20 protein-coding genes and 2 pseudogenes are annotated in these 25,738 nt (G+C 70.5%); 6 read left to right on the top strand and 16 right to left on the bottom strand.

Annotation, left to right across the window (positions count from 1 at the left end; genetic code table 11):
- The 3 genes from ACFVYN_RS33230 to ACFVYN_RS33220 form a co-directional block, all read left to right on the top strand.
- On the top strand, positions 1 to 236 hold a 236-nt coding region (locus ACFVYN_RS33230; RefSeq protein WP_390005468.1), incomplete at its 5' end, for a CoA transferase.
- Between the two features lie 171 nt (positions 237 to 407).
- A complete protein-coding gene (locus ACFVYN_RS33225) occupies positions 408 to 1,799 on the top strand; it encodes an OFA family MFS transporter (protein ID WP_390005475.1) in 1,392 nt (463 codons plus the stop codon).
- A gap of 1 nt (position 1,800) precedes the next feature.
- Positions 1,801 to 3,216 (top strand): OFA family MFS transporter, encoded by a 1,416-nt coding sequence (locus tag ACFVYN_RS33220; protein WP_390005466.1) that lies wholly within the window; start codon positions 1,801 to 1,803, stop codon positions 3,214 to 3,216.
- Positions 3,217 to 3,681: 465 nt separating this feature from the next.
- On the opposite strand, the gene ACFVYN_RS33215 is transcribed toward ACFVYN_RS33220, so the two are convergent.
- Entirely contained in the window at positions 3,682 to 4,356 is a 675-nt protein-coding gene (locus tag ACFVYN_RS33215; protein ID WP_390005473.1) for a GntR family transcriptional regulator, read from the bottom strand.
- A gap of 255 nt (positions 4,357 to 4,611) precedes the next feature.
- Between ACFVYN_RS33215 and ACFVYN_RS33210 the strand changes: the two genes are divergently transcribed.
- The 3 genes and pseudogenes from ACFVYN_RS33210 to ACFVYN_RS33200 all read left to right on the top strand — a co-directional run.
- Positions 4,612 to 5,583 (top strand): 2-dehydropantoate 2-reductase, encoded by a 972-nt coding sequence (locus ACFVYN_RS33210; protein ID WP_390005464.1) that lies wholly within the window; start codon positions 4,612 to 4,614, stop codon positions 5,581 to 5,583.
- 47 nt (positions 5,584 to 5,630) lie between these two features.
- Positions 5,631 to 6,377, top strand: a pseudogene (locus ACFVYN_RS33205) (molybdopterin dinucleotide binding domain-containing protein); the annotation flags it as partial.
- Between the two features lie 27 nt (positions 6,378 to 6,404).
- Positions 6,405 to 6,493, top strand: a pseudogene (locus tag ACFVYN_RS33200) (sulfurtransferase FdhD); the annotation flags it as partial.
- Between the two features lie 281 nt (positions 6,494 to 6,774).
- On the opposite strand, the gene ACFVYN_RS33195 reads toward ACFVYN_RS33200, so the two are convergent.
- The 15 genes from ACFVYN_RS33195 to ACFVYN_RS33125 form a co-directional block, all read right to left on the bottom strand.
- Positions 6,775 to 7,839, bottom strand: a complete 1,065-nt coding sequence (locus ACFVYN_RS33195) for a sugar phosphate isomerase/epimerase family protein (protein ID WP_390005462.1) — start codon at positions 7,837 to 7,839, stop codon at positions 6,775 to 6,777.
- Between the two features lie 47 nt (positions 7,840 to 7,886).
- Entirely contained in the window at positions 7,887 to 9,326 is a 1,440-nt protein-coding gene (locus ACFVYN_RS33190; protein WP_390005460.1) for an alkaline phosphatase family protein, read from the bottom strand.
- A complete protein-coding gene (gene eboE, locus ACFVYN_RS33185; protein ID WP_390005457.1) occupies positions 9,323 to 10,492 on the bottom strand; it encodes a metabolite traffic protein EboE in 1,170 nt (389 codons plus the stop codon). The genes ACFVYN_RS33190 and eboE overlap by 4 nt, the downstream gene beginning before the upstream one ends.
- A 3-nt stretch (positions 10,493 to 10,495) precedes the next feature.
- A complete protein-coding gene (locus ACFVYN_RS33180) occupies positions 10,496 to 11,344 on the bottom strand; it encodes a TatD family hydrolase (protein ID WP_390005455.1) in 849 nt (282 codons plus the stop codon).
- Positions 11,344 to 12,108, bottom strand: coding sequence for an EboA domain-containing protein (locus ACFVYN_RS33175; RefSeq protein WP_390005453.1), 765 nt, complete (start codon positions 12,106 to 12,108; stop codon positions 11,344 to 11,346). The genes ACFVYN_RS33180 and ACFVYN_RS33175 overlap by 1 nt, the downstream gene beginning before the upstream one ends.
- Positions 12,105 to 13,007, bottom strand: a complete 903-nt coding sequence (locus ACFVYN_RS33170; protein ID WP_390005450.1) for a sugar phosphate isomerase/epimerase family protein — start codon at positions 13,005 to 13,007, stop codon at positions 12,105 to 12,107. Before ACFVYN_RS33170 ends, ACFVYN_RS33175 begins: the two co-directional genes overlap by 4 nt.
- A complete protein-coding gene (locus tag ACFVYN_RS33165) occupies positions 13,004 to 14,422 on the bottom strand; it encodes an SCO3242 family prenyltransferase (RefSeq protein ID WP_390005448.1) in 1,419 nt (472 codons plus the stop codon). Before ACFVYN_RS33165 ends, ACFVYN_RS33170 begins: the two co-directional genes overlap by 4 nt.
- A gap of 17 nt (positions 14,423 to 14,439) precedes the next feature.
- The gene (locus tag ACFVYN_RS33160; protein WP_390005446.1) at positions 14,440 to 15,621 is read right to left on the bottom strand and encodes an inositol-3-phosphate synthase; all 1,182 of its coding nucleotides are present in this window, start codon (positions 15,619 to 15,621) and stop codon (positions 14,440 to 14,442) included.
- Positions 15,622 to 15,745: 124 nt separating this feature from the next.
- The gene (locus ACFVYN_RS33155) at positions 15,746 to 17,119 is read right to left on the bottom strand and encodes a ThuA domain-containing protein (protein ID WP_390005444.1); all 1,374 of its coding nucleotides are present in this window, start codon (positions 17,117 to 17,119) and stop codon (positions 15,746 to 15,748) included.
- A 14-nt stretch (positions 17,120 to 17,133) separates the two neighbouring features.
- On the bottom strand, positions 17,134 to 19,659 hold the full coding sequence (locus ACFVYN_RS33150; RefSeq protein WP_390005441.1) for a PQQ-dependent sugar dehydrogenase: 2,526 nt from the start codon (positions 19,657 to 19,659) through the stop codon (positions 17,134 to 17,136).
- 82 nt (positions 19,660 to 19,741) lie between these two features.
- Entirely contained in the window at positions 19,742 to 20,740 is a 999-nt protein-coding gene (locus tag ACFVYN_RS33145) for a sugar phosphate isomerase/epimerase family protein (RefSeq protein ID WP_390005440.1), read from the bottom strand.
- A 14-nt stretch (positions 20,741 to 20,754) separates the two neighbouring features.
- Positions 20,755 to 21,957 carry a Gfo/Idh/MocA family protein gene (locus tag ACFVYN_RS33140; protein WP_390005437.1) on the bottom strand — a complete coding sequence of 401 codons (1,203 nt, stop codon included), beginning with the start codon at positions 21,955 to 21,957 and terminating at the stop codon, positions 20,755 to 20,757.
- A 158-nt stretch (positions 21,958 to 22,115) separates the two neighbouring features.
- Positions 22,116 to 23,156: a substrate-binding domain-containing protein gene (locus ACFVYN_RS33135; protein WP_390005470.1), complete on the bottom strand. Its 1,041-nt coding sequence runs from the start codon at positions 23,154 to 23,156 to the stop codon at positions 22,116 to 22,118.
- Positions 23,157 to 23,185: 29 nt separating this feature from the next.
- A complete protein-coding gene (locus tag ACFVYN_RS33130; protein ID WP_390005434.1) occupies positions 23,186 to 24,205 on the bottom strand; it encodes an ABC transporter permease in 1,020 nt (339 codons plus the stop codon).
- Complete coding sequence (locus tag ACFVYN_RS33125; RefSeq protein WP_390005432.1) at positions 24,202 to 25,719, bottom strand: sugar ABC transporter ATP-binding protein; 1,518 nt, start codon at positions 25,717 to 25,719, stop codon at positions 24,202 to 24,204. The genes ACFVYN_RS33130 and ACFVYN_RS33125 overlap by 4 nt, the downstream gene beginning before the upstream one ends.
- Positions 25,720 to 25,738: the final 19 nt, after the last annotated feature.

Genomic DNA, 25,738 nt, shown 5'->3' with positions numbered 1-25,738 from the left:
CCCCCAAAGAGATCATCGAGGACGCCTCGCTCGCCGCGAACGACATGATCGTCGAAGTGGACCACCCCGAGCGGGGCACGTTCACCACGGTCGGCAACCCCCTCAAACTCTCCGACTCCCCCACCACCATCACCACCCCACCCCTCCTCGGCCAACACAACGAGGAGATATACATCGGCGAACTCGGTCTCGGTGACGAGGAGTTGCGGCTTCTCAGGTCGGGCGGGGTGATCTGACGTGGTGAACCGGAGCCACGTTCCCGGGCCGTCGGGCGGTGGTCCATGACCTGAACAAGCACGGGGTCCGGCGATGCGCGTCGGTGGACCCCGGGGATCCGTGCGCGCACGAAAGGCATTTGGACAGGGGGCGCTGGCCAGATCTTTCGACGCAAGGAGTGCTTGAAGACTATGACAACCGTCGACTACTCGTCGTCCGCCACCTTCAGGGAGGTGACGGACCGCAACGGCCGCGTGTACCGGATCGGCGAGACCGACCGGCACATCATGGGACGACCACGATGGACCATGGTGCTCTTCCCGTGGATGGGCATGCTGGGCATCAGTTCCTCGGAGTACGCGTTCACGTCGGCCGAGGACACCCTGCATGAAGCGCATCTGTGGAGCAGTGGGCACATCTTCTGGCTGATGGGCGTCTGGGTGTTCTTCCAGGCGGCCGTGGCCTTCCCGGCCGGGCAGCTCAGGGAGAGCGGGAAGCTTCCGGCCCGCTACGCGATGATGCTCGGCGCGCTGGGCACCGTCCTCGGCTATCTGTCGCTCGCGTTCGCACCGAACGTGATCGTCGCCTACCTGGGCTTCGGTGTGTGCAGCGGTATCGGCGCCGGTCTTGTCTACGCGACCTGCGTGAACATGGTCGGCAAGTGGTTCCCGGAGCGCAAGGGCGGCAAGACCGGCATGGTCAACGGCGGTTTCGCCTACGGCTCGGTGCCCTTCGTGTTCCTGTTCACCTCGTACATGGACCTGAGCAACTACCGGGGCGTCCTGGTGACGGTGGGCCTCGTGTGCTGCTCGGTGGTGGCGTTCGCGGGCTGGTTCTTCAAGGACCCGCCGAAGAACTGGTGGCCGCCGCACGTCGACCCGCTGAGGATGACCGACGACCCGAAGATCCGGCGGGCGCTGGAGAAGAACCCGCCGGCCGTCAAGCAGTACACCCCGAAGGAGGCGGCGCGGACGCCCGTCCTGTGGATGATGTGGTTCTGCCTGCTGTGCACGGCCGGGATCAACATCTTCGGCATCGCCTTCCAGGTGCCGTTCGGCAAGGACATGGGCTTCGCGGGCGGGATCGTGGCCACGGCGATGTCACTGAAGGCGATCGTCAACGGCACCGGGCGCGGGGTCATCGGCTGGATCTCCGACAAGTTCGGGCGCCGCAACACGCTGATCATCGTGTGTCTGGTGCTGGGCACCGCGCAGTTCGGTGTGCTGGTCTCCGGCCAGATGGGCAGCATGCCGTTCTTCCTCTTCTGCTCCATGGTCTCCGGCTTCGGCGGCGGCGCGATCTTCCCGCTGTTCGCCGCGATGACCGCGGACTACTTCGGTGAGAACAACAACGCCTCCAACTACGGCATGGTCTACAGCTCGAAGCTCATCTCGGGGCTCGTCGGCTCCGGTGTCGGCTCGATCGTGGTCGGCGCCTGGGACTACCAGGGCGCGTTCGTCATCGCCGGCTCCATAGGCCTGGCGTCCGCGGTCCTCGCGCTGTTCCTGAAGGCGCCCGGCAGGCCCCAGGCCAGCCGTCGGACCGTCCCCAACCCGCAACCGCTCGGCGAGGAAATGGCCTGACATGACGGCAGATCCGTACGCAGCACGCAGCGACACCGACAAGACCGCACTCTCCACCGCCGCACATCGTCCCTACCGAGAAGTGACCGACGCCAACGGCCGTGTCTACCGCATCGGCGAGACCGACCGGGACATCCTCGGCCACTCACGCAAGCTCATGGTGTATCTGCCCTGGCTCACCATGATGGCCATCAGCGTCTTCGAGTACGCGTACGGCTCGGCCGAGGACACCCTGTCCCACGCCCACGGCTGGACGCAGAGCAACACCTTCTGGATCCTCAGTGTCTGGGTCTTCTTCCAGGCCGGCATCGCCTTCCCGGCGGGCTGGCTGCGGGAGAAGGGCATCCTGACCGCCCGCAAGGCCATGTACATCGGCTCGGGCATGTGCCTGGTCGGATTCCTCGCCCTGTCGCACCTGGACAACGTCCTGCTGGCGATCCTCGGATTCGGCGTCGTCGGGGGAATCGGCGCCGGGCTGGTCTACGCGACCTGCATCAACATGGTCGGCAAGTGGTTCCCCGAACGCCGGGGCGCCAAGACCGGCTTCGTCAACGGCGGCTTCGCGTACGGCTCACTTCCTTTCATCTTCATCTTCAACTACGGCTTCGACACGGCCAATTACCACCGCGTGCTGGACCTCATCGGCTGCTACATCCTGATCGTGGTCGTCGGGTGCGCGTTCTTCTTCAAGGACCCGCCGAAGAACTGGTGGCCCGCGGACATCGACCCGCTCACCCACGGCGGCAGCGAGAAGGGGGGCGGCGCCCTCGCCAAGAACCCTCCGGCGGTACGGCAGTACACGCCGAAGGAGGCCGTCAGGACGGGCATGCTTCCTCTCATGTGGATCGCCCTCGTCATGACCGCGGGCGTGTCGATCTTCGGGATCTCCTTCCAGGTCGACTACGCGAAGGAGATCGGCTTCGGTCCTCTGGTGGCGGCCTCCTCGATGGGTGTCATGGCGGTCATCAACGGCGTCGGGCGCGGGGTGGTGGGCTGGTTGTCCGACAAGTGGGGCCGCAAGTCCACCCTCGTGTTCGTGATCGTCGTCCTGGGGCTCGCGCAGTTCGGAGTGATCTGGGCGGGTGACATCAAGAGCGAGCCGTTGTTCCTGGTCTTCGCGTTCCTGTCCGGGTTCGGCGGCGGCGCGTTCTACCCGCTGTTCGCGGCGCTCACCCCGGACTACTTCGGGGAGAACTACAACGCCTCCAACTACGGGCTGGTGTACAGCGGCAAGCTGATCAGCGGCCTGTTCGGTGGCGGCCTGGGCTCGATGGTCGTCGCGGCGTGGGGCTATGACGGGGCATACGCCCTGGCCGGCGTCACCTCGATGGTCGCGGCGGCGATCGCTCTGCTGCTACGACAGCCGGGACGGCCCCGAACCGGAGCATCGGCGCCACAGTCACAGGCCGCGGCCTGAGCACAGCGGGTCGGGCGGGGCGGGGCGAGGCGTTGGGTTGCTTGATCCGTGAACCGGTCCCGTGTCCTGGGTACCGATCCGTTGAACGGGCGTGCACTGTGGGGTACTTGGTCCGTTGAACGGGCGTGCGCTGTGAGGCATTGGCCTGTTGGACCGACCTGCGTCATGGGCTACGGGCCCGTGAGTCGGCTCGTACGGTGGAGCCCGTGCGGTGGGCTACTGGCCCGTGAGTCGGCCCACGCGGCGGAGCCCGTGCGGTGGGCTACGGGCCCCTGATTCGGCCCGCGCGGTGAAACCCGTGCGGTGGGCTACTGGCCCGTGAGTCGGCCCGCGTCGCGGGCTACTGGCCCGGGAACCAGTCCACGTCGTCGGCTGCCGACCCGTGAAGGTTCGTGCTGTGGACTACTGGCCCCTGACCGCCCCGCGGGGTGGTCGGCTCGGCCGTAAGCCGGTCCGCGTCATCGGCTACTTCTCGCGGTCGTGGTACATCTTCCGCGTGTGTTCGATGTGTTCCCGCATCAGATCGGTGGCACGCCGCTCATCCCGGGCAGCGATTGCCGCGATCAGTTCACGGTGCTCGATCCACGACTGCCGGCCACGCTGACGGGCCACCGGCGTGTAATACCACCGCACCCGACGATCCACCTGCCCCGCCAACTCCGCCAGAACCGCATTGCCCGCCAACTCCATGACCAGCGCATGCAGCCGGGCATTCAAAGCGACCGCGGCGTCCACATCATCCGCCTCGACCGCCTTCTCCCCCTCAGCGCACAACGCCTCCAGCGCCGCGACACCCGCACTGCCCGCATTCGCGGCAGCCAGCCGAGCCGCCTCAGCCTCCAACAGGGTGCGTACCGTCAGGAGCTGATCCGCCTCCTCATCCGTCGGCTCATGCACGAACGCCCCCTGAGCCGGCCGCAGATCCACCCACCCCTCGGTGTTCAACCGCTGCAACGCCTCCCGCACCGGCTGCCGCGACACCCCCAAATGACCCGCCAGCTCACTCTCCACCAAATGCTGACCCGGCTGCAGAGCACGCGTCGTGATCAGCTCGAGCAACGCCTCGTACACGCGGTCACGCAGCGGGCCGGGTCGCTCGAGCCTGGGCACCGTTCCGTACGGCAGTCCTGTGGTCGGCAACATCGCGGTCCCTCCTGTGCAGCGTCGTCGCTGCAGAGCTGAGAGCAGAGTATGAATTGGTTTTCGCCTACAGTCTACGGCGCACAACCACCGCGAGTGCAGCTCATACGGTCGCGTAGCAGCAGCTCATGCGGCAGCTCACGCACCTTGATGACGTCGCGACTCTTGCTGAGCCCTCGCTCCATCCTGTAGACAATATCCAGTCGACAAAGTCGGCAGTTCCTCGGTCACCCTCACCGAACGGAGCTTCCACCCATGAAAGTCGCAGTCCTCGGCGCCGGAGCCATCGGCGCCTACGTCGGCGCGGCACTCCACCGCGCCGGTGCCGACGTCCATCTCATCGCCCGCGGTCCGCATCTGGCGGCCCTGCGGGAGCACGGTGTCCAAGTCCTCAGCCCGCGCGGTGACTTCACCGCCCGTGCCCACGCCACCGACGACCCGGCCGAGATCGGCCCGGTCGACTACGTCTTCCTCGGTCTGAAGGCCAACTCGTACGCGGCGTGCGGGCCGCTCATCGAGCCCCTTCTCACCGACACCACCGCGGTCATCGCGGCCCAGAACGGCATTCCCTGGTGGTACTTCCACCGGCACGGCGGCCCACACGACGGCCACCGCATCGACAGCGTGGACCCGGGCGGCGCGGTCAGTGCGGTGCTCGCGCCCTCCCGGGCCATCGGCTGTGTCGTCTACGCGGCGACCGAGCTCGAAGCACCAGGTGTCGTACGGCACCTGGAAGGCACCCGGTTCTCCATCGGGGAGCCCGACCGCAGCCTCTCACCCCGCTGCCAGGCCATCAGCGAGGCCATGCAGGCCGGTGGGCTCAAGTGCCCGGTCGAACCGGACCTGCGGGACGACATCTGGCTCAAGCTGCTGGGCAACATCTCCTTCAACCCCATCAGCGCACTGGCCCGTGCCACCATGCGCCAGATGTGCCTGCACGGTGGCACACGCAAGGTCATCGAGACGATGATGGCCGAGACCCTCGCGGTAGCCGAGGCCCTCGGCTGCACCGTCGGCGTCTCCATCGAACGCCGTCTCGCCGGTGCCGAACGCGTCGGCGACCACCGCACCTCCACGCTCCAGGACCTGGAGCGTGGCAAACCCCTGGAACTCGACGTCCTGCTCACCGCCGTCATCGAGCTGGCGGAGATCACCGGTGTGGACGTGCCCACGCTGCGTACCGTCCACGCCCTCTCCGACCTCCTCGCGCTCCGGTCCGCCGCATGACGGAACCGGGCACCTACGCCACCGAGTCGGGACCTCGGACCCGGCCGAACGCCGGCACCGAGGTCCCGATGGCCCATGCGATCGGCCGGGAGATCATCCGGGCGGGGCTGGCCGACCGGGACTTCATCGAGCGTTCGACCTCCGGTTTCGAGGAATACAGGCAGCTCGTCGAGCCGTGGACGGTGTCGCTCGCGGTGAAGGTGACGGGCGTACCGGCCGCTGCTCTACGGGAGTTGGCGCACACCTACGCGTGCGGTGGACCGTTACTGCCAGGCGATGGCATCGAGGGCGAGGAGGCCCGCGCGCTGCTCAACCTGTCGCTGCTCAACCTGTCGCTGCTCACCGGGCGCGGTCACGACGATCGGGAGCCGCGCATCCCCTTCCACCTCGTCCGGCATGACCCTCCCGTCGAGCTGACGGACGAGGCGTATCCGGTCCGGCTCACCAAGGGGCGCCGTCTGGATTCGTCCAATATCCGCCTGCTGAAAGGTGGTTCGGCGTCGTCGCTGCGGCGGGCCGAGTGTGTCGAGCTGAGTCCGGAGGACGCCGAGAGCTACGGCGTGGTGGTCGGGGAACAGGTGCGGGTCGCGACCCGGCTGGGCTCGACGGAGGCGCCGGTGTGGGTGGATCCGGCGCTGCGGCCCGGTCTGGCGTTCATGACCGGCGGCCAACCGGCCGGGACGGACGTCAGGCAGGCTGCGGCAAGGGCCGGTTGCCCGGTCGCTGGGGCCGTGGAGTTCGAGGCCGCCGCGATCCGGATCGAGAAGACGCCCGTCGTGGCGGTGCGGAGGTGAGACCGGACAGCGGAGGTGAGACCGGACATGGGACGAGGCACGGAACGGCGGGCGGTGATCCGCATCCGGACGGGGCGGTCACGCCCCGTCCGGACACCCTGGTCACCTGGGAACCGGCACTCCCCCGGTCCGTGTCGATCCCGACCTGCTCGCGAGCCTCCCCCACCGGCTTCGCGCGGCTTGACGACTCGGCGGCCGCGCCCTCCAGACCGTTCTGACCCTGGCCGGCTTCCTGCGCGGCCACTCCATGAACGTGTACGCGGGCGAGGATCGTGTCACCCTGGCGGCCGTCACCGCCGCTCAGGGCTGCCGGTTCTGCCCGCTGCACGAACGGCGGGACCCCGACCGGCGGGGAGCGCCCCCTGCGCCCTCGGGGTCCCGCCTCACTCGTGTGCCGTCAGCACTTCTCCCGCAGCGAGTGCAGGTAGGCGCTGGAGCGGCGGGCGAACGTGAGGGACTCGGCGGGCTGGTCGTGCTCGGCCTGCCAGTGGTGGGCGAGGCGCTCGCCGCGCAGCCGGGTCACGGCCGAGATGAACTTCTGGTAGTCGATGTCGCCGTCGCCGACGTCGGTCATGCGGTAGCCGTAGGTGTTGGCCGGGTCGCTCACTCCGTCCTTGACGTGGAAGAGCGGGTAGCGGTGGGGCTGCCTGAGGACGTAGTTCAGGGGTTCGAAGGGGGCGGGTGTGCCGTCGGGCCGCTTGGAGAAGCGGAACTGGCCGGAGTACGCCCAGAAGATGTCCATCTCCAGGAACACCAGGTCGGGGTCGGTCTCCCTGAGCAGCACGTCGTAGAGGCGGACCTTCGGGTTGTCGGTGGCGAAGGAGAACTCCTCGGAGTGGTTGTGCTGGTAGAACTTCATGCCGCGTGCCCTCGCCGCGGCGCCGTAGGTGTTGAACTCCTCGGCGGCGCGCTTCCACGCGTCGACGGTCGAGCCGTAGCGGAACGGTCCCGAGGCGGTGCCGATGTGCTTGAGGCCGAGGGCCTGGGCGTCGTCGAGGACCTTGGTGAGGTTCTGGGCGAAGGTGTAGGCGTTCGGGTCGTCGGAGTAGTAGCCGACGTGGCTGCCGATCGGGGTCAGGCCGTGGTCGCGGGCCAGGCGCTTGAGCTGGGCGAGGGTGATCGGTCCGGCCGAGCCCTGGGTGTAGCCGGCGAACTCGACCTCGTCGTAGCCGTACTTCTCCAGTTCGGCGAAGACGGGGGCGAAGCCGAGCGTGGAGACCTTGTCGCGGAGGCTGTAGAGCTGGATGCCGAGGCGGCCGGGGGGCAGGACGGGGCGGCCTCGGCCGTGCCCGGTGGTGCCGGTCGCGGCGCCGGTCGCGGTGGTGGATCCGGTGGCCGCGCCCGCGGGGGACGCCGCGGTGCCGAGCAGGGCGGCGGCGGTGGCGCCCGCCGCCACGCCGAGCATGCCTCGTCTGGTGAGGCGGTGGGTGAGTTCGGGGTCGGGCTGGAACATGCGGCTCATGTCTGGGTTCTCCTCGGGGTCAAAGGGCCGGGGTCAAAGGGCCGGGGTCAGAGGGCGTTGTCAGTGGTGGGTGCTTCACTGGTGAGCAGTCCGGAAAGACCGGCCAGTCGGAGCAGGAGTGACTTCACGTCGGTGGCCGCGATGCGGTCGCCGACGGCGCGGGGGGTGGAGCAGATGAGGAGCGGACCGTCGTCGTCGCTCTCGGGAAGGCGGCCGTGGCTGCCGCGAATAGGTGACGGGTCGAGGGGCACGACCGCCATGCGATAGCGCAGGCCGAGTTTCTTGCGGGCCAGCGCGGTGGCCGCCTTGACCTTGACGTAGGGGTCGAGCGGGTCCATGAAGAGTTCGACCGGGTCGTAGCCGGGTTTGCGGTGGATCTCGACCAGCTGCGCGAAGTCGGGCGCGTGGTCGTCGTCGAGCCAGTAGTAGTACGTGAACCAGGCGTCCGGCTCCGCCACGGCGACGAGTTCGCCGGAGCGCGGGTGGTCGAGGTGGTGGGCCTTCTTGCCCTCGTCGTCGAGGAGTTGCTCGATGCCGGGCAGGCCGTCGAGGGCGGCCCGGGTGGCGTCCAGGTCCTCGGGGCGGCGCACATAGACGTGGGCGATCTGGTGGTCGGCGACCGCGAAGGCCCGGGAGGCCATCGGGTCGAGGTACTCCATGCCGTCCTGTGTGTGCACCTCCAGGAGTCCGGCGCGGCGCAGGGCGCGGTTGATGTCGACGGGCCGGTCCGCGCGGGTGATGCCGTACTCGGACAGCGCGACGACGGTACGGCCTTGCGCGCGGGCGTCGTCCAGGAGCGGGGCCAGGGCCCGGTCCAGATCGGCGGCGGCTTTGAGGGAGCGTGGGTCGTCGGGGCCGAAGCGTTGCAGGTCGTAGTCGAGGTGAGGGAGGTAGCAGAGCGTCAGGTCGGGGTGGCGGGTGCCCATGATGTGGCGGGTCGCGTCGATGATCCACTGGCTGGAGACCAGGTCCGCGCCGGGTCCCCAGAAGTGGAAGAGGGGGAAGGTGCCGAGTCTGTCGGTGAGTTCGTCGTGCAGGGCCGGGGGGCGGGTGTAGCAGTCGGGTTCCTTGCGGCCGTCGGCGTAGTAGACGGGACGGGGGGTGACGGTGATGTCGGTGTCGGCGCCCATGGCGTACCACCAGCAGATGTTGGCGACGGTGTAGCCGGGGTGGGCGCGGCGGGCGGCGTCCCAGAGCTTGTCGCCGGCGACCAGACCGTTGTGCTGACGCCACAGGAGTACGTCGCCGAGCTCGCGGAAGTACCAGCCGTTGCCGACGATGCCGTGCTCGGAGGGGTGGGTGCCGGTGAGGAAGGTGGACTGGGCGGCGCAGGTGACGGCGGGCAGGACGGTCTCGAGCGGGGCGTGGGAGCCGGAGCGGGCGAGGGACTTGAGGTGGGGCATGTGGTGGAGGAGGCGGGGGGTGAGGCCGACGACGTCGAGGACGAGGAGAGGAGTCGGCCCCGCCTGCGGAGGTTGGTGGTTCACGGCAGCTCCTTCAGGCCGAGGTCGGTCAGCAGGTCGCGCGTGAGGGTGAGTTCGGCGGCGATGCCGTCGGCGAGCTGGGTGCGGCTGCGGGGGCGCAGTTCGGGTGGGAGGGCCTGCCAGGTGTAGGTCTCGACCTCCAGGTGGCGGGTGAGGGGGTGCGGGCCGCCGACGAGCCGGGTCAGGGCGGACTTGAGGACGGGGAGAGTGGAGGTGAGGGGTGTGGCGGGGGCCGCGTGCAGGGGGACGTGGAAGTGGGCGCGCCAGGGTGATCCGTCGGGCAGGGCGTCGCCGGCGAGGGCCTCGCCGAGGTCGTCGGTACCGCGCAGGCCGGCGGACGTGCTGGTGCGGGTCTGGTGCAGGAAGCGGGGTTCGTCGAAGGCGGCGAGTGCCTCGCGGACCTCGGGCAGGTGGGGGTGTTCGGCGTGCAGGGCGGCGGAGAGCTGGGTTTTGACGACGGGGACGCGGGCCGCGGTGAGCGCGTCCAGGGCGGTCTGCGGGTCTTCGAAGGAGGCGGCGAGGTGGCAGGTGTCGACGCAGATGCCGATGCGGTCGTGGGAGATCGAGGCCAGTGGGGTGATGGCGTCACCGGTGGTCTCGACGACGCAGCCGGGTTCGGGTTCGAGGCCGACGCGGACGGAGCGGCCGGTCAGCTCCTGGAGGGCGTCGAGGCGTTCGGCGAGGGTGAGCAGGGCGGTGCGGGCCTTGTCGGCGCTTCCGTCGTCGTAGCCGGTGCGCCAGGCCAGCGGCAGGGTGGAGATGCTGCCCTCGGTGACGTCCTCGGGCAGGAGGCCGGTGAGGACGCGGGCCAGGGCGGTGGTGTGGTCGAGGCGTTCGGGGTCGGTCCAGTCCGGCTTGTAGACGCGGTACTTGACCTCTTCGGCGCCGAATCCCTCGTAGGGGAAGCCGTTGAGGGTGACGACTTCGAGGCCGCGGCGGTCGAGTTCGCAACGCAGTTCGCGCAGTGCGGAGGGGTCGCTGACCAGGGCGTGGGCGGCGTCGCGGGCGAGCCACAGTCCGATGCCGAGGCGGTCGCGGCCGAGGCGGCGGCGGACGGGTTCGCAGTGGTCGCGGAGCTGGGCGAGGACGCCGTCGAGGGTTTCGGCGGGGTGGACGTTGGTGCAGTAGGCGAGGTGGACGGTGGTGCCGTCGGGGTGGCGGAAGCGCATGGCTCACGCCCCGCCGCGGAGGATGGAGTTGCCCTCGTGGGTGGCTTCGGTGGCCGCGAGGTCGAGATCGAGCCGGCCGCTGAGTCCGTAGAAGGCGACGGGGTTGCGCCACAGGACGCGGTCGACGTCGTCCTCTGTGAAGCCCTCGGCGAGCATCAGGTCCCCGACCTTGCGGGTCTTGAGGGGATCGCTGCGGCCCCAGTCGGCGGCGGAGTTCACCAGGACCTGTTCGGGGCCGTAGGAGCGCAGGATCGCGATCATCCGCTCCTCGTCCATCTTGGTGTCGGGATAGACGGAGAAGCCGAGCCAGCAGCCGCTGTCCTTGGCCTCCTTGACGGTGGTCTCGTTGAGGTGGTCGACCAGGACCCGGTCCGTCGGCAGGGCGGACTCGCGGACGACGTCGAGGGTGCGGCGCAGACCGGCGAGCTTGTCGCGGTGCGGGGTGTGGACGAGCGCGGGCAGCTGGTGGTCGGCGGCGAGCTGGAGCTGGGCGGCGAGGGCGGTGTCCTCGGCCGGGGTCATGGAGTCGTAGCCGATCTCGCCGACGGCCACGACCTGGTCCTTGACGAGATAGCGGGGCAGTTCGTCGAGGACGGGGAGGCAGCGCGGGTCGTTGGCCTCCTTGGGGTTCAGGGCGAGGGTGCAGTGGTGGGCGATTCCGTACTGGGCGGCGCGGAAGGGCTCCCAGCCCAGCAGGGAGTCGAAGTAGTCGAGGAAGGAGGCGGGAGAGGTCCGCGGCTGGCCCAGCCAGAAGGACGGCTCGACGACGGCCCGGACGCCGGCGTCGTGCATGGCCTGGTAGTCGTCGGTGGTCCGGGACGTCATGTGGATGTGGGGGTCGAAGATGCGCATCAGGACTCCTTGCCGTGGGTGCCGTCCCCGCCGTTCGGGCCGTTCGGGCCGTTCGGGCCGTGGTCGGCGGCCGGCGCGGGTGGGGTGGCGGTGGGGTCGGTCAGGGTCAGGACACGGTGCAGGTCCTCGGGCACGGGACGGCCGGCGGCGGTGCGTTCGACGGCGTAGTCGCCCAGCATGCGGGCGAGTTCGGCGTCCGCGTGGGCCCGCCGGTCCAGGTCGGCCACCTCGGCCACCGGCACGCCGGTGAACAGGCATTTCAGGACGGCGTGGCGCCACTGGTGGGCGTCGAGGTGGCGGGCGGCGTAGGGGCCGACGGCGGCGGCCAGGAGCCGGGTGTCGTTGGTGCGCAGGGCGTCCTCGACGAGCGGGAGGGCCTCGGGGCCGGGCACGAGGTGGGGCAGGGCGTGCAGGACGGCACGGCGTTCGGCGGCGGTGCCCTGGGTGTAGACCCGGGTCAGGGCGGCGGTGTCGGCGTGGGCCGCGTGCAGGATGAGAACGCGGGCCGCGTCGGCGTGTTCGGGGCCGCAGCGCCGTCCGGCCTCGGCGAGGCGCAGCTCCCACACGGAGATGGGGCCGTGGGCGCCGGGATGGGCGGCGGCCTCGTCGAGGGCCTGGTCGAGCCACGCGCGGGCGGTTTCGCCGAGATGGTCGGCGAGGTGGCTGTGCAGGTCGTGCAGCGGGGTTCGGGCGAGGTTGGTGCCCTGGTGCGCCGCGGCGGGGGTTGCCTGGTGGGCATGCGCGTGGGTGTGGGCGTGGGTCATGGAGTGCTTCCTTGTGAGAGCGCCTCTGCCTGTCGGAGGAACGGGAGGGATAGTTCGGCGAAGTGGGGGCCCGCGTGGGAGTGGCGGGGCAGTTCGACGACCGTCAGGCCCCGGTAGCCGGTGTCGGCCAGGGCGGCGAGGACCGGCGGGAAGTCGATGTCGCCGTCGCCGAAGGGGAGGTGCTCGTGGACGCCTCGGCGCATGTCCTCGATCTGGACGTGGTGCAGCCAGGGGCCCGCGGCGCGTACGCAGTCGGCGGGCGGCAGGGGTTCGAGGCACTGGCAGTGGCCGATGTCGAGGGTCAGACCGAGGACTGCGGGGTCGCCGAGGGTGGTACGGAGGTGGTGGAAGTCGGCGAGGGTGGCGAGGAGGTGGCCGGGTTCGGGCTCGACGGCGAGGGGGATGCCGGCGGTGGTGGCGGTGTCCAGGACGGGGGTGAGGGTCTCGGCCAGGCGTTTCCACGCCGTGTCGGGGTCCGTGCCCGTCGGGGTGATGCCGCTGAAGCAGTGCACGGCGTGTGCGCCGAGGTCGGCGGCGACCTGGACGGCCCGGACGAGCAGATCGACGCGGCGGGCGCGGTCGTCCGGGTCGGGGTCGAGCAGCGAGGGGCCGTGCTTGCGGCGCGGGTCCAGCACATAGCGGGCGCCCGTCTCGACCGTGACCGTCAGACCGAGCGCGTCCAGTCGGCGCCCGACGCGGCGGGTGCGTGCGGCGAGGTCCGGTGCGAGGGGGTCCAGGTGCATGTGGTCGAGAGTCAGTCCGACACCGTCGTACCCGAGATCGGCGAGCAGGGCCAGGGCGTCGTCCAGACGGAGGTCCGCGAGACCGTTGGTGCCGTAGCCGAAACGGAGTGGGCTGACGCCAGGGGTGGTCCGGGGTGAGGTGGGGTGGGCGGTCATGTGACGCTCACCTTCCTCGCGAAGCGTCCTGCCAAGGGGGCGAGGGCGGTGGTGAGCAGAGCTGTGACGGTCGCGCCTTTCGTGCCCGAGCGGGCGGTGAGGGCGGCCTGGAGGGGGATCGTGGCTCGGATGCCGGCGGTGACGGCTCGTTGGGTGAGCGGGGGTGAGGGGTTGAGGGTGGCGTGGAGGTAGGAGCGGGCGGTGGTGGTCGCGTAGGCGGCGGCCAGGGCGAGGCGCAGGGCAGTGCGCGTGTCGAGGGGTTCGGAGCCGGCGCCGGGCTGCCGCGGTCGGTGTGTCAGGTGGGGGACCGCAGCGGCGGCCAGGTTCGCGCGAGGCGCCGGACCCGGCAGGCTGCGCGATCCGGTACCTCGTCGGCTTCCGTCGGTCCGGTCCGCGGGGAGCGAACGCTGCCGGGTCAGCGTCCACGTCAGTGCGGCGGTCGCGGCGAGCGCTGCGAAGGGGGCCAGGGGTGAGCCGCCCTGGGCTTCGCGGCGGGAGACGGTGGTGACGGCGAGAGTGTGGGCGCCGAGCAGTGCGGCGGAAGGAAGGGCCCGGCGGATGCGGCGTACGGCGCCGGAAGCGGCTGCCGCACCCCAGGCCGACCGAGGCTCGTCGGCGACGGCCGTGGCCCACGCGCGGCACGCACCGGCCTTCCGGCCCGCACCGTCCAGGCCTGCCCTCGGAGCGAAGACACCTGCGTTCGCCAACCGGGCCTTCCGGGCCAACGCATCCGCCACGGCTCGCCGGTCCCCCTCGCCCATGGCCTGTGCGGCAATGTCCTGGCCCGCACGCCCCGCACCGCGCCTGCGCACCACGTTGTCCACCGCGCTCTTCCGGTCCCCGGTGCCGGCCCCGGTTGTCGCCGCCGCGCCGAGCAGCAGGTCCAGTCCTCGTGCTGCCGCCATGGCGAACGGTCCTGCCGGGGTGTTCTTCAGGGCCAGGTCGTACGCCCAGACCGTGGCGGCGAGGGGCACCGCGACCGTGAGGGCGGGGCGGCCCGCGCAGGCCGCCAGGGTGAGGCCCGCGCCGGTGAGTGCGCAGGCCGCGCCGAGGGCTGCCGTGGGGTGGATGCGGCCGGAGGGGAGGGGGCGATGGGGGCGTTCCACTGCGTCCACGTCGCGGTCGGCCCAGTCGTTGAGGGCCATGCCGGCCTCGTAGAGGCAGACGGAGGACGCGATGGCGAGGACGGTGCGGGAAGTGGGACGTGCGGAGACTGCCGCCGCTCCGGCGAGGGCGTCGCCGGGGACGGTGAACAGAGCGGGGAGGCGCAGGAGTTCAGCCCAGGCGCGGGCGCGGTGGGAGCGGTTGGGGTACGCGCGGCTCCGTGGTCCGGTGTGCTGGGAGGAGACCCGCAGGGGCGGGGGCGCCGTCGGGGACGTCGTCGGCTCCCCCACCCCCTCGGCCAGGCCATTCACCGCTGGCCTGCCCGCCCTCACCGCCACTCCCCCGAACGACCGTCAGAACCTCGGTCCCCGACGTGACTCGACCCGCCTGCAGGCTGGGCCCGGAGCCGTTCCGCGAAGGCCAGCAACTCCTCGTACTGCTCACCCAGTCCCGAAGGCCCCTGCCCCACCGGGTCCTTGAAGTAGAAGCCCAGCTCGCCCAACGGACCGGACAGGCCCCGCTCCTGAGCGCGGGCGGCCAGGCGGGCCAGGTCGAGTACCAGCGGTGCGGCCAGGGAGGAGTCGCAGCCCTGCCAGGTGGTCTGCAGGATCATGCGGGTGCCGAGGAAGCCGTCGAAGGCGATGTGGTCCCAGGCGGTCTTCCAGTCGCCGAGGGCGGGGACTTCGTCGATGTGGACCTCGCCCTCGGGGGTGGTGGCGAGGGTGTCGGCCAGGACGCGCTCCTTGCCGGCGTTCTTCGCCGCGGCGGCCGCCGGGTCGGCGAGGGAGGCTCCGTCGCCGCCGCCGAGGAGATTGGTGCCCGACCAGGCCCGGACCGTCAGGGCGCGTTGGGTGAACATGGGGCCCAGGACGGACCTGAGCAGGGTCTGGCCGGTCTTGCCGTCGCGGCCCGCGAACGGCAGGCCCGAGGACTCGGACTGTCGCCGAAGGGAAGGGTGGTGCAGGCCCGTGGAGGGCGTGAAGTTCACATACGCGCAGCCCGCCCGCAGGGCCGCCGCGGCGTAGAGGGAGCTCGGGGGCAGGGCGTCGCCGGCCGGGGCGGGCTCGGTGGAGGCCACGTTCACCACGACCGCGCGCGTCAGCCGGCACCGTCGTACGAAGGACCGTATGTCCGCGGTGAAGGCGGTGATCAGATCTTCCTCGGTCCTGGTGTCGCCGGGGAGGGGGCCGCCTGGTCTGATCTCCCGTTCGGCGGCGGCGAGTTCGGCGCTCACCGCGGTCGGCAGGCCGTGCGGCAGGACACCGCCCGCCGCCAGGGCCTCCGCCCGTTTGCGCAGCGGGCAGTCCAGGGTGTCGTGGCCGCCGAAGACCAGGGCGGACAGGGCGGGCAGGCCGCTCTCGGTGAAGGGCGGGGTCTCGGTGATCAGGCCCGTCGGCGGGTGCAGGCCCGCGGTCATGGCGGCACAGCCCGCGACGACCGTCGTGGCGACGGAACCGCGGGCGCCGATCAGCCAGACGCCGACGCGCGGTACGGAATCGGACGCGGACATGGCACAGCCTCCTTGCCGAGCACATGGGTGCGCAGACCCTGCGCCGAAGAGATGAAGAAGAGGGGGTGAAGAAGAAGGGGTGAAGACGGCGGGCGGGAGTCCGGCGTCCCCCGCCCGCCGTCGCTCAGTCGCCCTGCGAAGCCACGGTCGAGGAGGCTGTCGCGGGCAGTTCCCTGATCCGGATGTCGCGGAACGACACCTGGTCGTCGGCTCCGTGGTTCTGGATGCCGACATGCCCGTCACGCAGGCTGCGGGCCGGATCGGTGTTGGTGAAATCGTTGATCTTCACGCCGTTGAGCCAGACTCGCAGGCGTTCGCCCTGCACGCGGATCTCGTACGTGTTCCACTCCCCCGGCGGGTTGAGCGCACGGTCGCGCTTGGTCAGGTCGGCGGAGCGGAAGCCGTAGACGGACCCTGTGGTCTTCTCGGGTACGTCGGTGGCGTCGATCTGGATCTCGTAGCCGTTGTCCACGGCGGACCAGGGATCGTCCGAGGGCGGGAAGCCCACGAACACACCGGAGTTGTCGTCCCCCGAGGCGCCGGCCATCTTCCAGTCGAGCTTCAGGGAGTACGACCCGAAGCCCTGCCCGGAACCGGCGTACCAGAGCATCCCCATGCCGCCCGACGAGGTGAGTGTGCCGTCGTCGGACAGGGTGAAGGAGCCGGGACCCGCCTGCTGCCAACCGGCCAATGACCCGGCCGTGCCGTCGAAGAGCGGCCGGTAGCCGTTCTCCGGTCGGCAGTCGGCCTGGGCGTCGCCGATCGCATACCGGATTCCGCCCAGCACATGGCCGCGGAAGGCAGGATCGGCGTACGACTCCTTCGTGTGGCCGAGGGCGGTGTAGAAGGCCCGGCCGCCCTGGTAGTCCTGGCACCAGGCGATCGGATGGTCGCCGTTCATCGTGCCGCCGGAGTACGACGACTCGTCGAGGGAGGCCAGGACATGGACCCGGTCGCGCGGGTTGGAGCGGTAGTTGTACCACTCGTCGGTGCGGTTCCACGTCGGAGACAGCTCCGACGTGGACGGGTGGGCCCGGTCCTCGACCACCACCGTGGCCGGCTGGATCGCCGGGTGCGACTGGAAGTACGCGCCGGCGAGACCGCCGTAGAACGCCCAGTCGTACTCGGTGTCGGCGGCCGCGTGGATACCGACGTACCCGCCGCCGTGCCGGATGTAGCCCTCGAAGGCGCGCTGTTGGGCAGGGTCGAGGACGTCTCCGGTGGTGGAGAGGAACACGACCGCGTCGTAGCGGCGCAGGTTGCGCGGGGTGAAAGCGTTCGCGTCCTCGGTGGCGTCGACCGTGAAGCCGCCGGTCTCACCGAGCTGCTTCACCGCCGCGATGCCGTCGGGGATCGAGTCGTGCCGGAAGCCGGCCGTCTTGGAGAAGACCAGCACCCGCTCGCCGTCCGCGGAGTGCGACGCGGCGGGCCCGGACACGCAGCCGAGGAGCAGGGCGGCTCCCACAACCGCCGTCGTCCATCGTCCAGTCGTGTTCATACGAGCCCCTCCTCTCAGCCGGTCGTGAAGGTGAAGTCGTCCACGTCGAACAGGGCGCCGGTGCCGCTGCCCTTGAAGACCAGGTAGAGCGTGGTGGTGCCCCTGGGTGCGCGGGACAGGTTGGCGGTGACGTCCTGGAAGGTCTCCCAGCCGCCGGTCACCGGGACGGTCGCCTTGCCTAGCAGGGTGCCGGTCGCGGACCCCGCGCGGATCTCCAGCGTGCCGCCGGTACCGCCGGAGGACACCCTTGCCGAGACGGACTTGGCGTTGCTCAGCACGTACGGGGTGAAGGAGATCCAGTCGCCGTTGTCGATGTCGCCGACCGTGTTGCCGCCGTGTGCCGTGTCCTTGGCGATGACCGAGACGCCGGAGCCGGTGCCGAAGTGTTCGGCCTGGCGGTGCCGGGGCTGCAGGACGCTCTGGTCGTGGGTGGTCAGCGGGGCCTGGCCGCCGCCCCCGTTGTCGGTGTACTCGGCGTCCATCACGCCGAAGATGTTGGCGTCCTCGTCGTGGCCGCCGTCGGCGCTGGTCTGGAGGGTGCCGGTGCAGCCGTTGGCGGAGGTGACGGGGTGGCCGTGGCTGTCGTGGCCGAGGACGAAGGTGACCTTGACCTTGGCGCAGTCGATGGGCCGGCCGTCCTCGGGGTCGCTCACGCGCACCTTGAACGGGATCGCGTCACCGAAGCTGAACAGTCGGCCGTCCTGCGGGAGTTCGAGGGTCACCTTGGGGGCGGTGTTGCCGACCACGATCTGCACGCTCGCGCTGCCGGTGCGGCCGCTCGCGTCCTTCGCGGTCAGGGTCGCGGTGTAGGTGCCGTTCTTCTTGTACTTGTGGGTCGGGTTCGCCGCCGTGGACGTGGAGCCGTCGCCGAAGTCCCAGCTGTAGGTGAGGGCGTCGCCGTCCTGGTCGCTGGTGCCTTCGGAGGAGAACCGGACCCTCAGCGGTGCCTGTCCGGACGTCCGGTCGGCCGATGCCTGGGCGACCGGGGAGTGGCCGTCGGTGGCGTTCTCGATGCGGTACAGGGCGGAGTTCTCGTCGCCGCCGAACCAGGAGACGCCGTAGTCGAGGACGTAGAGCGCGCCGTCGGGGCCGAAGGCCATGTCCATCACCTGGGTGCCGGTCCAGGGGATGTCGTTGATCGACTGGACGGTGCCGTCGGAGTCGCTGGTGATCCGCTTGATCCAGCGGCGGCCGAACTCCCCGGCGAAGAAGTCGCCGTCGTAGGCCTCGGGGAACTTCACGGGTGAGTCGAGCGCGGGGTCGTAGTGGTAGACCGGGCCGCCCATCGGGGACTCGGAGCCGGTGCCGAACTCGGGTACCGATCCGTTGTCGTAGGGGATCCAGGCGGCCTGCGCCGGGGGAAGGTCGGTGAGGCCGGTGTTGTGCGGGGAGTTGTTCTTGGGCGCGGCGCAGTCGAAGGAGGCGCCCGAGGTGCCGGTGGCGAAGTCGTAGTCCACGTAGGCGTCGTTGGCACCCGTGCAGTACGGCCATCCGAAGTTGCCGGGGCCGGTCACCCGCGCGAACTCGACCTGGCCGGCGGGGCCTCGGGCCGGGTCGGCGGCGCCCGCGTCGGGGCCGTAGTCGCCGACGTAGACGATCCCGGTCTGCTTGTCGACGCTGAAGCGGAACGGGTTGCGGAAGCCCATGGCGTAGATCTCGGGCCGGGTCTTCTCCGTGCCGGGGGCGAAGAGGTTGCCGTCGGGGATGGCGTAGGAGCCGTCGGCGTTGACCTTGATGCGCAGGATCTTGCCGCGCAGGTCGTTGGTGTTGCCGGCGGTGCGCTGGGCGTCGAAGACGGGGTTGCGGTTCGCGCGTTCGTCGATGGGCGTGAACCCGTCGGACTGGAAGGGGTTGGAGTCGTCGCCCGTCGACAGGTAGAGGTTGCCGGCCGCGTCGAAGTCGATGTCGCCGCCGACGTGGCAGCAGATACCGCGGGTGGCGGGGACGTCCAGGATCTTCGTCTCGCTGGCGGCATCGAGGGTGCCGTCGGTGTTGAGCACGAACCGGGAGAGCCGGTTGACGCCGTCGAAGGGCGCGAAGTCGGCCGCGGTGCCGGTCTCGGGGGCGTCGCCCGCCGGGGTGTTCAACGGGGGTGCGTAGTACAGGTAGATGAAGCGGTTGGCGGTGAACTGCGGGTCCACACCGACGCCTTGGAGGCCCTCCTCGTCGTGGGAGTAGACGTCGAGCTTGCCGGCGAGGCGGGTGGTGCCGGCCGCGTCGGTGATGCGGAGTTCGCCGTCGCGTGAGGTGTGCAGGACCGAGCGGTCCGGGAGGACGGCGAGCGACATGGGCTCGCCGACCTCCGGTTCGCCCTTGGCGAGGGTGACCTGCTGGAAGTCCTCGGCGGCGGCCGCGGTGGCGGCTTTCCCGCCGGCAGCTCTCTCGGCGGCGACGGCTGCGCCGGCCTGGGGAGCGGCCAGGGTGAGCGAGGCGCCGGCCAGCAGGAAGCCGGTGAGCAGGGCCGCCGCTCTGCGCCAGGGGGCGCGTCCTCTGTGGGTCTCGATTCTGTCGGTCGGGATGGTGCGGTCTTTCCCGTGCACGGATGCCTCCAGAAAGGGGCCGGTCGTACGGGTGGGTGCGGGTGCGCCGGGATGCGCCGTCATCCCGGGGGCGAGAAGGAGCTCAGTTGCCGAACGCCGCGTCGAACGAGGCCGACGGGGGCTCGAAGTCGTAGGCCTTGAGGCGGTTCAGTGCCTCGGGGGCGCCCTGGAGCCGGTCCATGCCGGCGTCCTCCCACTCGACCGAGATGGGGCCCTGGTAGTCGATGGAGCGCAGCATGCGGAAGACGTCCTCCCAGGGGACGTCACCATGGCCCGCGGAGACGAAGTCCCAGCCGCGGCGCGGGTCGCCCCAGGGCAGGTGGGAGCCGAGGCGGCCGTTGCGGCCGTCGAGGCGCTTGCGGGCTTCCTTGCAGTCGACGTGGTAGATCCGGTCGCGGAAGTCCCACAGGAAACCGACCGGGTCGAGGTCCTGCCACACGAAGTGGGAGGGGTCGAAGTTGAGGCCGAAGGCCGCACGGCCGTCAACCGCCTCCACCGCGCGCTGTGTTGTCCAGTAGTCGTAGGCGATCTCGCTCGGGTGGACCTCGTGCGCGAACCGCACGCCCTCCGCGTCGAAGACGTCGAGGATCGGGTTCCAGCGCTCGGCGAAGTCCTCGTAGCCGCGGTCGATCATCGACTCGGGGGCGGGCGGGAACATGGCGACCAGGTGCCAGATGGCGGAGCCGGTGAAGCCGATGACGGTGTCGACACCGAAGGCGCGTGCGGCCCGCGCGGTGTCCTTCATCCGGTTCGCGGCCCGCTGCCGGACGCCTTCCGGGTCGCCGTCGGCCCACACCTCGCCCGGCAGGATGGCCTGGTGGCGTTCGTCGATGATGGCGTCGCAGACGGCCTGGCCGACCAGGTGGTTGGAGATGGCCCAGCACTTGAGGCCGTACTTGTCGAGCAGCGCGTGCCGGGAGTCCAGGTACGACGGGTCCGTGAGCGCCTTGTCGACCTCGAAGTGGTCTCCCCAGCAGGCGAGTTCGAGTCCGTCGTAGCCGAAGTCGCGGGCGAGGCGGCAGACCTCTTCGAGTGGCAGGTCGGCCCACTGGCCGGTGAAGAGCGTGAACTGGCGCGGCATTTTCCGGGGCCTCCTCAGACGGCTATCGGGGTGTAGACGGAGTTCTTCTCGGCGCTCTCCTCCACGGCCGCGAGCACGCGCTGGACCTGGAGTCCGTCGGCGAAGGAGGGTTCGGGGCGGCGGCCCTCGGCGATCGCGTGGACTAGGTCGCGGGCCTGGTGGACGAAGGTGTGTTCGTAGCCGAGGCCGTGGCCGGGCGGCCACCAGGCGTCCAGGTAGGGGTGGTCGGGCTCGGTGACGAGGATGCGGCGGAAACCGGCGTGCGCCGCGGGTTCCGTGGCGTCGTGGTAGGAGAGTTCGTTGAGGCGTTCCAGGTCGAAGGCCAACGAGCCGCGCTCGCCGTTGAGTTCGATGCGCAGGGAGTTCTTGCGGCCGGTGGCGTAGCGGGTGGCCTCGAAGGAGGCGAGGGCGCCGGAGGTGAAGCGGCCGGTGAACAGGGCCGCGTCGTCCACGGTGACCTGGCCGGTGCCGGTCCCGGAGGCGGCGGCGAGGCCCTTGACGGCGCCACCGGCCAGCGGTCGTTCCCGTACGAAGGTCTCGGTCAGGGCGGAGACTCCGGACAGTGGTTCTCCCGCCAGGTACTGGGCGAGGTCGACGATGTGCGCGCCGAGGTCGCCGAGCGAGCCCGAGCCGGCCTGTTCCCTGCGCAGCCGCCAGGTCAGCGGGAACTGGGGGTCCACGAGCCAGTCCTGGAGGTAGGACACGCGGAGGTGCCGCAGGGTGCCGAGCCGTCCCTCGACCACCATCCGGCGGGCCAGCGCGGTGGCGGGCACCCTGCGGTAGTTGAAGCCGACCATCGCCAACTGGCCGCGCACGAAGGCTGCTTCGGCGGCACTGGTCATCACCTGTGCCTCCTCGACGGTGTTGGCGAGGGGCTTCTCGCACAGCACGTGCTTGCCCGCGGCGAGGGCGGCGAGGGCGATCTCGGCGTGGCTGTCGCCGGGGGTGCAGATGTCGACGAGGTCGACGTCGTCCCGCTCGATCAGCGCCCGCCAGTCGGTTTCGGCGGACGCCCAGCCGTGGCGGTCGGCGGCCCGGCGCACGGCGGCCGCGTCCCGTCCGCAGATCGCGGCGAGCACCGGGCGGCGGGGCAGGTCGAAGACGCGTCCGACGGTCCGCCAGCCCTGGGAGTGGGCGGCGCCCATGAAGGCGTAGCCGACCATGCCGACCCGGAGCGGCGGCGCCTCGGCCTCTTCTGACTGCTGGGGCTGTGCCATGCGCGATGTCCTCCTCGTCGTCGTGGCGCGGTGGGGGGTGCAGCCCGGTCCGTCGACGAACCGGGCTCCTGGGACCTGCCCCTCGGATCGGTCCGGCCGGGGCGCGCTGCCGCGCGCGGCCGGTCCGGTCGGTAAGCCGGGCCCCGGATCGGTACGCCTCACTTGAAGCCGGTGGACATGTACTGGTCGACGTTGGTCTTGTCGACGACGGCCGAGTAGAGGGTGAGGGAGGCCGGGATCTCGAACTCGGAGAGGCCGCCGATGCCCTTGGACTGGCCGAGGGCGCGGGCGAGGTCGATCGCGGAGGCGGCCATGGTCGGCGGGTAGAGGACGGTCGCCTTGAGGACGCCGTTGTCCTGCTTGATGGCCTGGAAGGCGGACAGGGCGCCCGCGCCGCCGACCATCAGGAAGTCGTCGCGGCCGGCCTGGTCGATGGCGCGCAGCGCGCCCACGCCCTGGTCGTCGTCGTGGTTCCACACCGCGTCGAAGCTCGACTGGGCCTGGAGGAGCTGGGCCATCTTGGCCTGCCCGGACTCGACCGTGAACTCGGCTGCCTGGCGGGCCACTTTCCTGATGTTGGGGTAGTTCTTCAGGGCGTCGTCGAAGCCCTTGGTGCGCTGCTTGGTGAGTTCCAGGTTGTCGAGTCCGGCCAGTTCGATGACCTTGGCGTTCGACTTCCCCTTGAGCTTCTCGCCGATGTAGCGGCCGGCGTTGAGCCCCATGCCGTAGTTGTCGCCGCCTATCCAACAGCGGTACGCCTGCGGGGTGTTGAAGATCCGGTCGAGGTTGACGACCGGGATCCCGGCGCGCATCGCCTTGAGCCCGACCTGGGTGAGGGCCTTGCCGTCCGCGGGCAGCACGACCAGGACGTCGACCTTCTTGTTGATCAGGGTCTCTATCTGGCCGATCTGCTGGGCGGTGTCGTTGGAGCCCTCGGTGATCTCCAGGGTGACGTCCGAGTACTTCTTGGCCCGGTTCTTGGCGTTGTCGTTGATGGCGTTGAGCCAGCCGTGGTCGGCCTGCGGTCCGGCGAAGCCGATGGTGACCGGCTTGCCGGGCGAGTCGGAGGCGGCCGGCTGCTCGTTCGCGGCGGGCTCGTCGTCGCCGGAGTCGTTGCTCGTGCAACCTGCGAGGAGGGCACCGGCCCCGACGGCGGCGCTCCCGAAAAGCAGCCCTCTGCGACTGGTGAAGCGGTTCATGTGCTGTGGCATGGCGGTGAACCCTTTCCTCAGGTCGTGCTTGCGGTACGGCGCTGGACCAGCACGGCGGCGACGATGATCGCGCCCTTGGCGATCTGCTGGACGTCGCTCTGCAGGTTGTTCAGGGCGAAGATGTTGGTGATCGTGGTGAAGATCAGGACGCCGAGCACCGAGCCGGTGACGGTGCCCCGGCCCCCGCTGAGCAGGGTTCCGCCGATGATCGCGGCGGCGATGGCATCGAGCTCGTAGAGGTTGCCGTTGGTGTTCTGGCCGGAGCCGGACAGGATGATCAGCAGGAAGGCGGCGATGCCGCAGCACAGTCCGGACAGCAGGTAGAGGTAGAGGCGCTGGCGGCGGACGTCGATGCCGGCGAGCCGGGCGGCCTCCGCGTTGCCGCCCACGGCGACGGTGCGGCGGCCGAAGGTGGTGCGGTTCAGCACCAGCCAGCCGATGATCGTCACGACCGCGAAGACCAGGACCAGTGGCGGTATCCCGAGGACGTAGGCGTCGCGCTCCCCCAGGTCGAGGACGGAGGACACGGTCACGACCTGCGTGCTGCCGTCGGTGATCTGCAGGGCGAGTCCGCGGGCCGAGGCGAGCATGGCGAGGGTGGCGATGAAGGGGACCATCGCGCCGTACGCGATGAGCAGCCCGTTGACCAGTCCGCAGCCGACGCCGACGATCACGGCGGTGAAGAGGATGCCCGCGAAGCCGTACTCCTGGGTGGCGACGGTGGTGGCCCACACCGAGGAGAGTGCGACGATCGCGCCGACGGACAGGTCGATGCCGCCGGAGACGATGACGAAGGTCATGCCGACGGTGACGACACCGATCACCGAGGCCTGGGTGAGGACGAGTTGGAGGTTGCGGGTGTCGAGGAACTCGTCGGGCTTGGTGATGCCGCCGATGAGGACCAGTACGGCGAGCACGCCGAGGAGGGAGAGGGTGCGGATGTCGGCGTGGGCGAACACCCCTCGCCAGGCGGGCGGTTCGCTCACCGAAGGCACTTTGTCGGCGCTTCCCCGGGGCGGGGACACATGTTGCGTCATGACGCCGGGCTTCCTTCCATGACGAGGTCGAGTACACGGTGTTCGTCGAGCTCACGGGCGGGCGCGCGGTGGACGACACGGCCCTCGCGGAGCACCAGGACGCGGTCGGCGAGGCCGAGCACCTCGGGGACCTCGCTGGAGACCAGCAGCACGGCCAGTCCTTCGTCGGCGAGGCGCCTCACGACCGCGTACAGCTCGGCGCGGGCGCCGACGTCGACGCCCCGGGTGGGTTCGTCGAGCAGCAGGACGCGGCAGCCGCGCAGCAGCCAGCGGGCCAGGACGGCCTTTTGCTGGTTGCCGCCGGACAGGGTGCGGATCGGCACGGAGGGGTTGTCGGGCCGCAGCGACAGTTCACGGGTCGCCGCCCGGGCCGCGCCGAGTTCGGCGCCCCGGTCGATCCAACCGGCCCTGGAGAAGCGGGACATGGAGGAGACGGAGACGTTGCGGGTGACCGACTCCAGCATCAGCAGGGCCTGCGCCTTGCGCTCCTCGGGGGCGAGGCCGATCCCGGCACGGACGGCGGCGCGGACACTGCCGGGCTTCAACGCCTTGCCGTTCACGGTGACCTGACCGGCGGTGGGCTTGCGGGCGCCGTAGATCGTCTCCAGGATCTCGGAGCGTCCCGAGCCGACGAGTCCGGCGAGGCCGACGATCTCCCCGGGGTGGACCACGAGGTCGAGGGGCTCGAACTCGCCTGCCCGGGCCAGGCCCTTGACCTCCAGAACCGGCTCCCCACCAGGTCCCGACGCGGGCCGCTCGGGGAAGACGTACTCGACGTTGCGGCCCGTCATCAACGCCACGACTTCCCGCGTCGGTGTCGATTTCGCGGGCAGTCCGACGGCGACGGCCCGGCCGTCCTTGAGGACCGTGACCCGGTCGCCGATCCGCCGGATCTCCTCCAGGCGGTGCGAGATGTAGACGACGGCGACGCCCTCGGCGGTGAGGTCGCCGACGATCCGGAAGAGGTTGTCCACCTCGTCCGGGTCGAGGGCGGCGGACGGCTCGTCCATCACGATGAGCCGTACGTCGTGGGAGAGGGCCCGCGCCATGGACACGATCTGCTGCTGCGCCGCCGGCAACTCCCCGACCAGGCGCGCCGGATCGATCTCCGGGTGCCCGAGTCGTCGCAGCAACTCGGCCGTCGATCCTCGGGCCGCCTTGCCCCGTACGACGAACCCCGCCGCCGTGGGTTCGTGGCCGAGGTGGACGTTCTCGGCGACGGACAGGTGCTCCACCAGGTCGAGTTCCTGGTAGATGGTGGCGATGCCGAGGCGCATGGCGGCGATCGGCGAGCAGAGGGTGACCTCCTCGCCGCGCCAGCGCAGGCGGCCGGTGTCGGGCTGGTGGGCGCCGGCCAGCACCTTGATGAGGGTGGACTTCCCGGCCCCGTTCTGGCCGAGCAGACAGTGCACTTCACCGGCCTGGACGTCGAGGTCGACGCCGTCGAGGGCCCGGACTCCGGGGAACGTCTTGGTGATGCCGGACATGCTGAGCAGCGGTGGTTCTGGTGCCATGAGGTCCCCTTGGCGGGCG

Source organism: Streptomyces sp. NPDC058307, from assembly GCF_042880295.1.
Taxonomy (GTDB): domain Bacteria; phylum Actinomycetota; class Actinomycetes; order Streptomycetales; family Streptomycetaceae; genus Streptomyces.
This window is presented reverse-complemented; position numbering and strand designations above follow the sequence as displayed.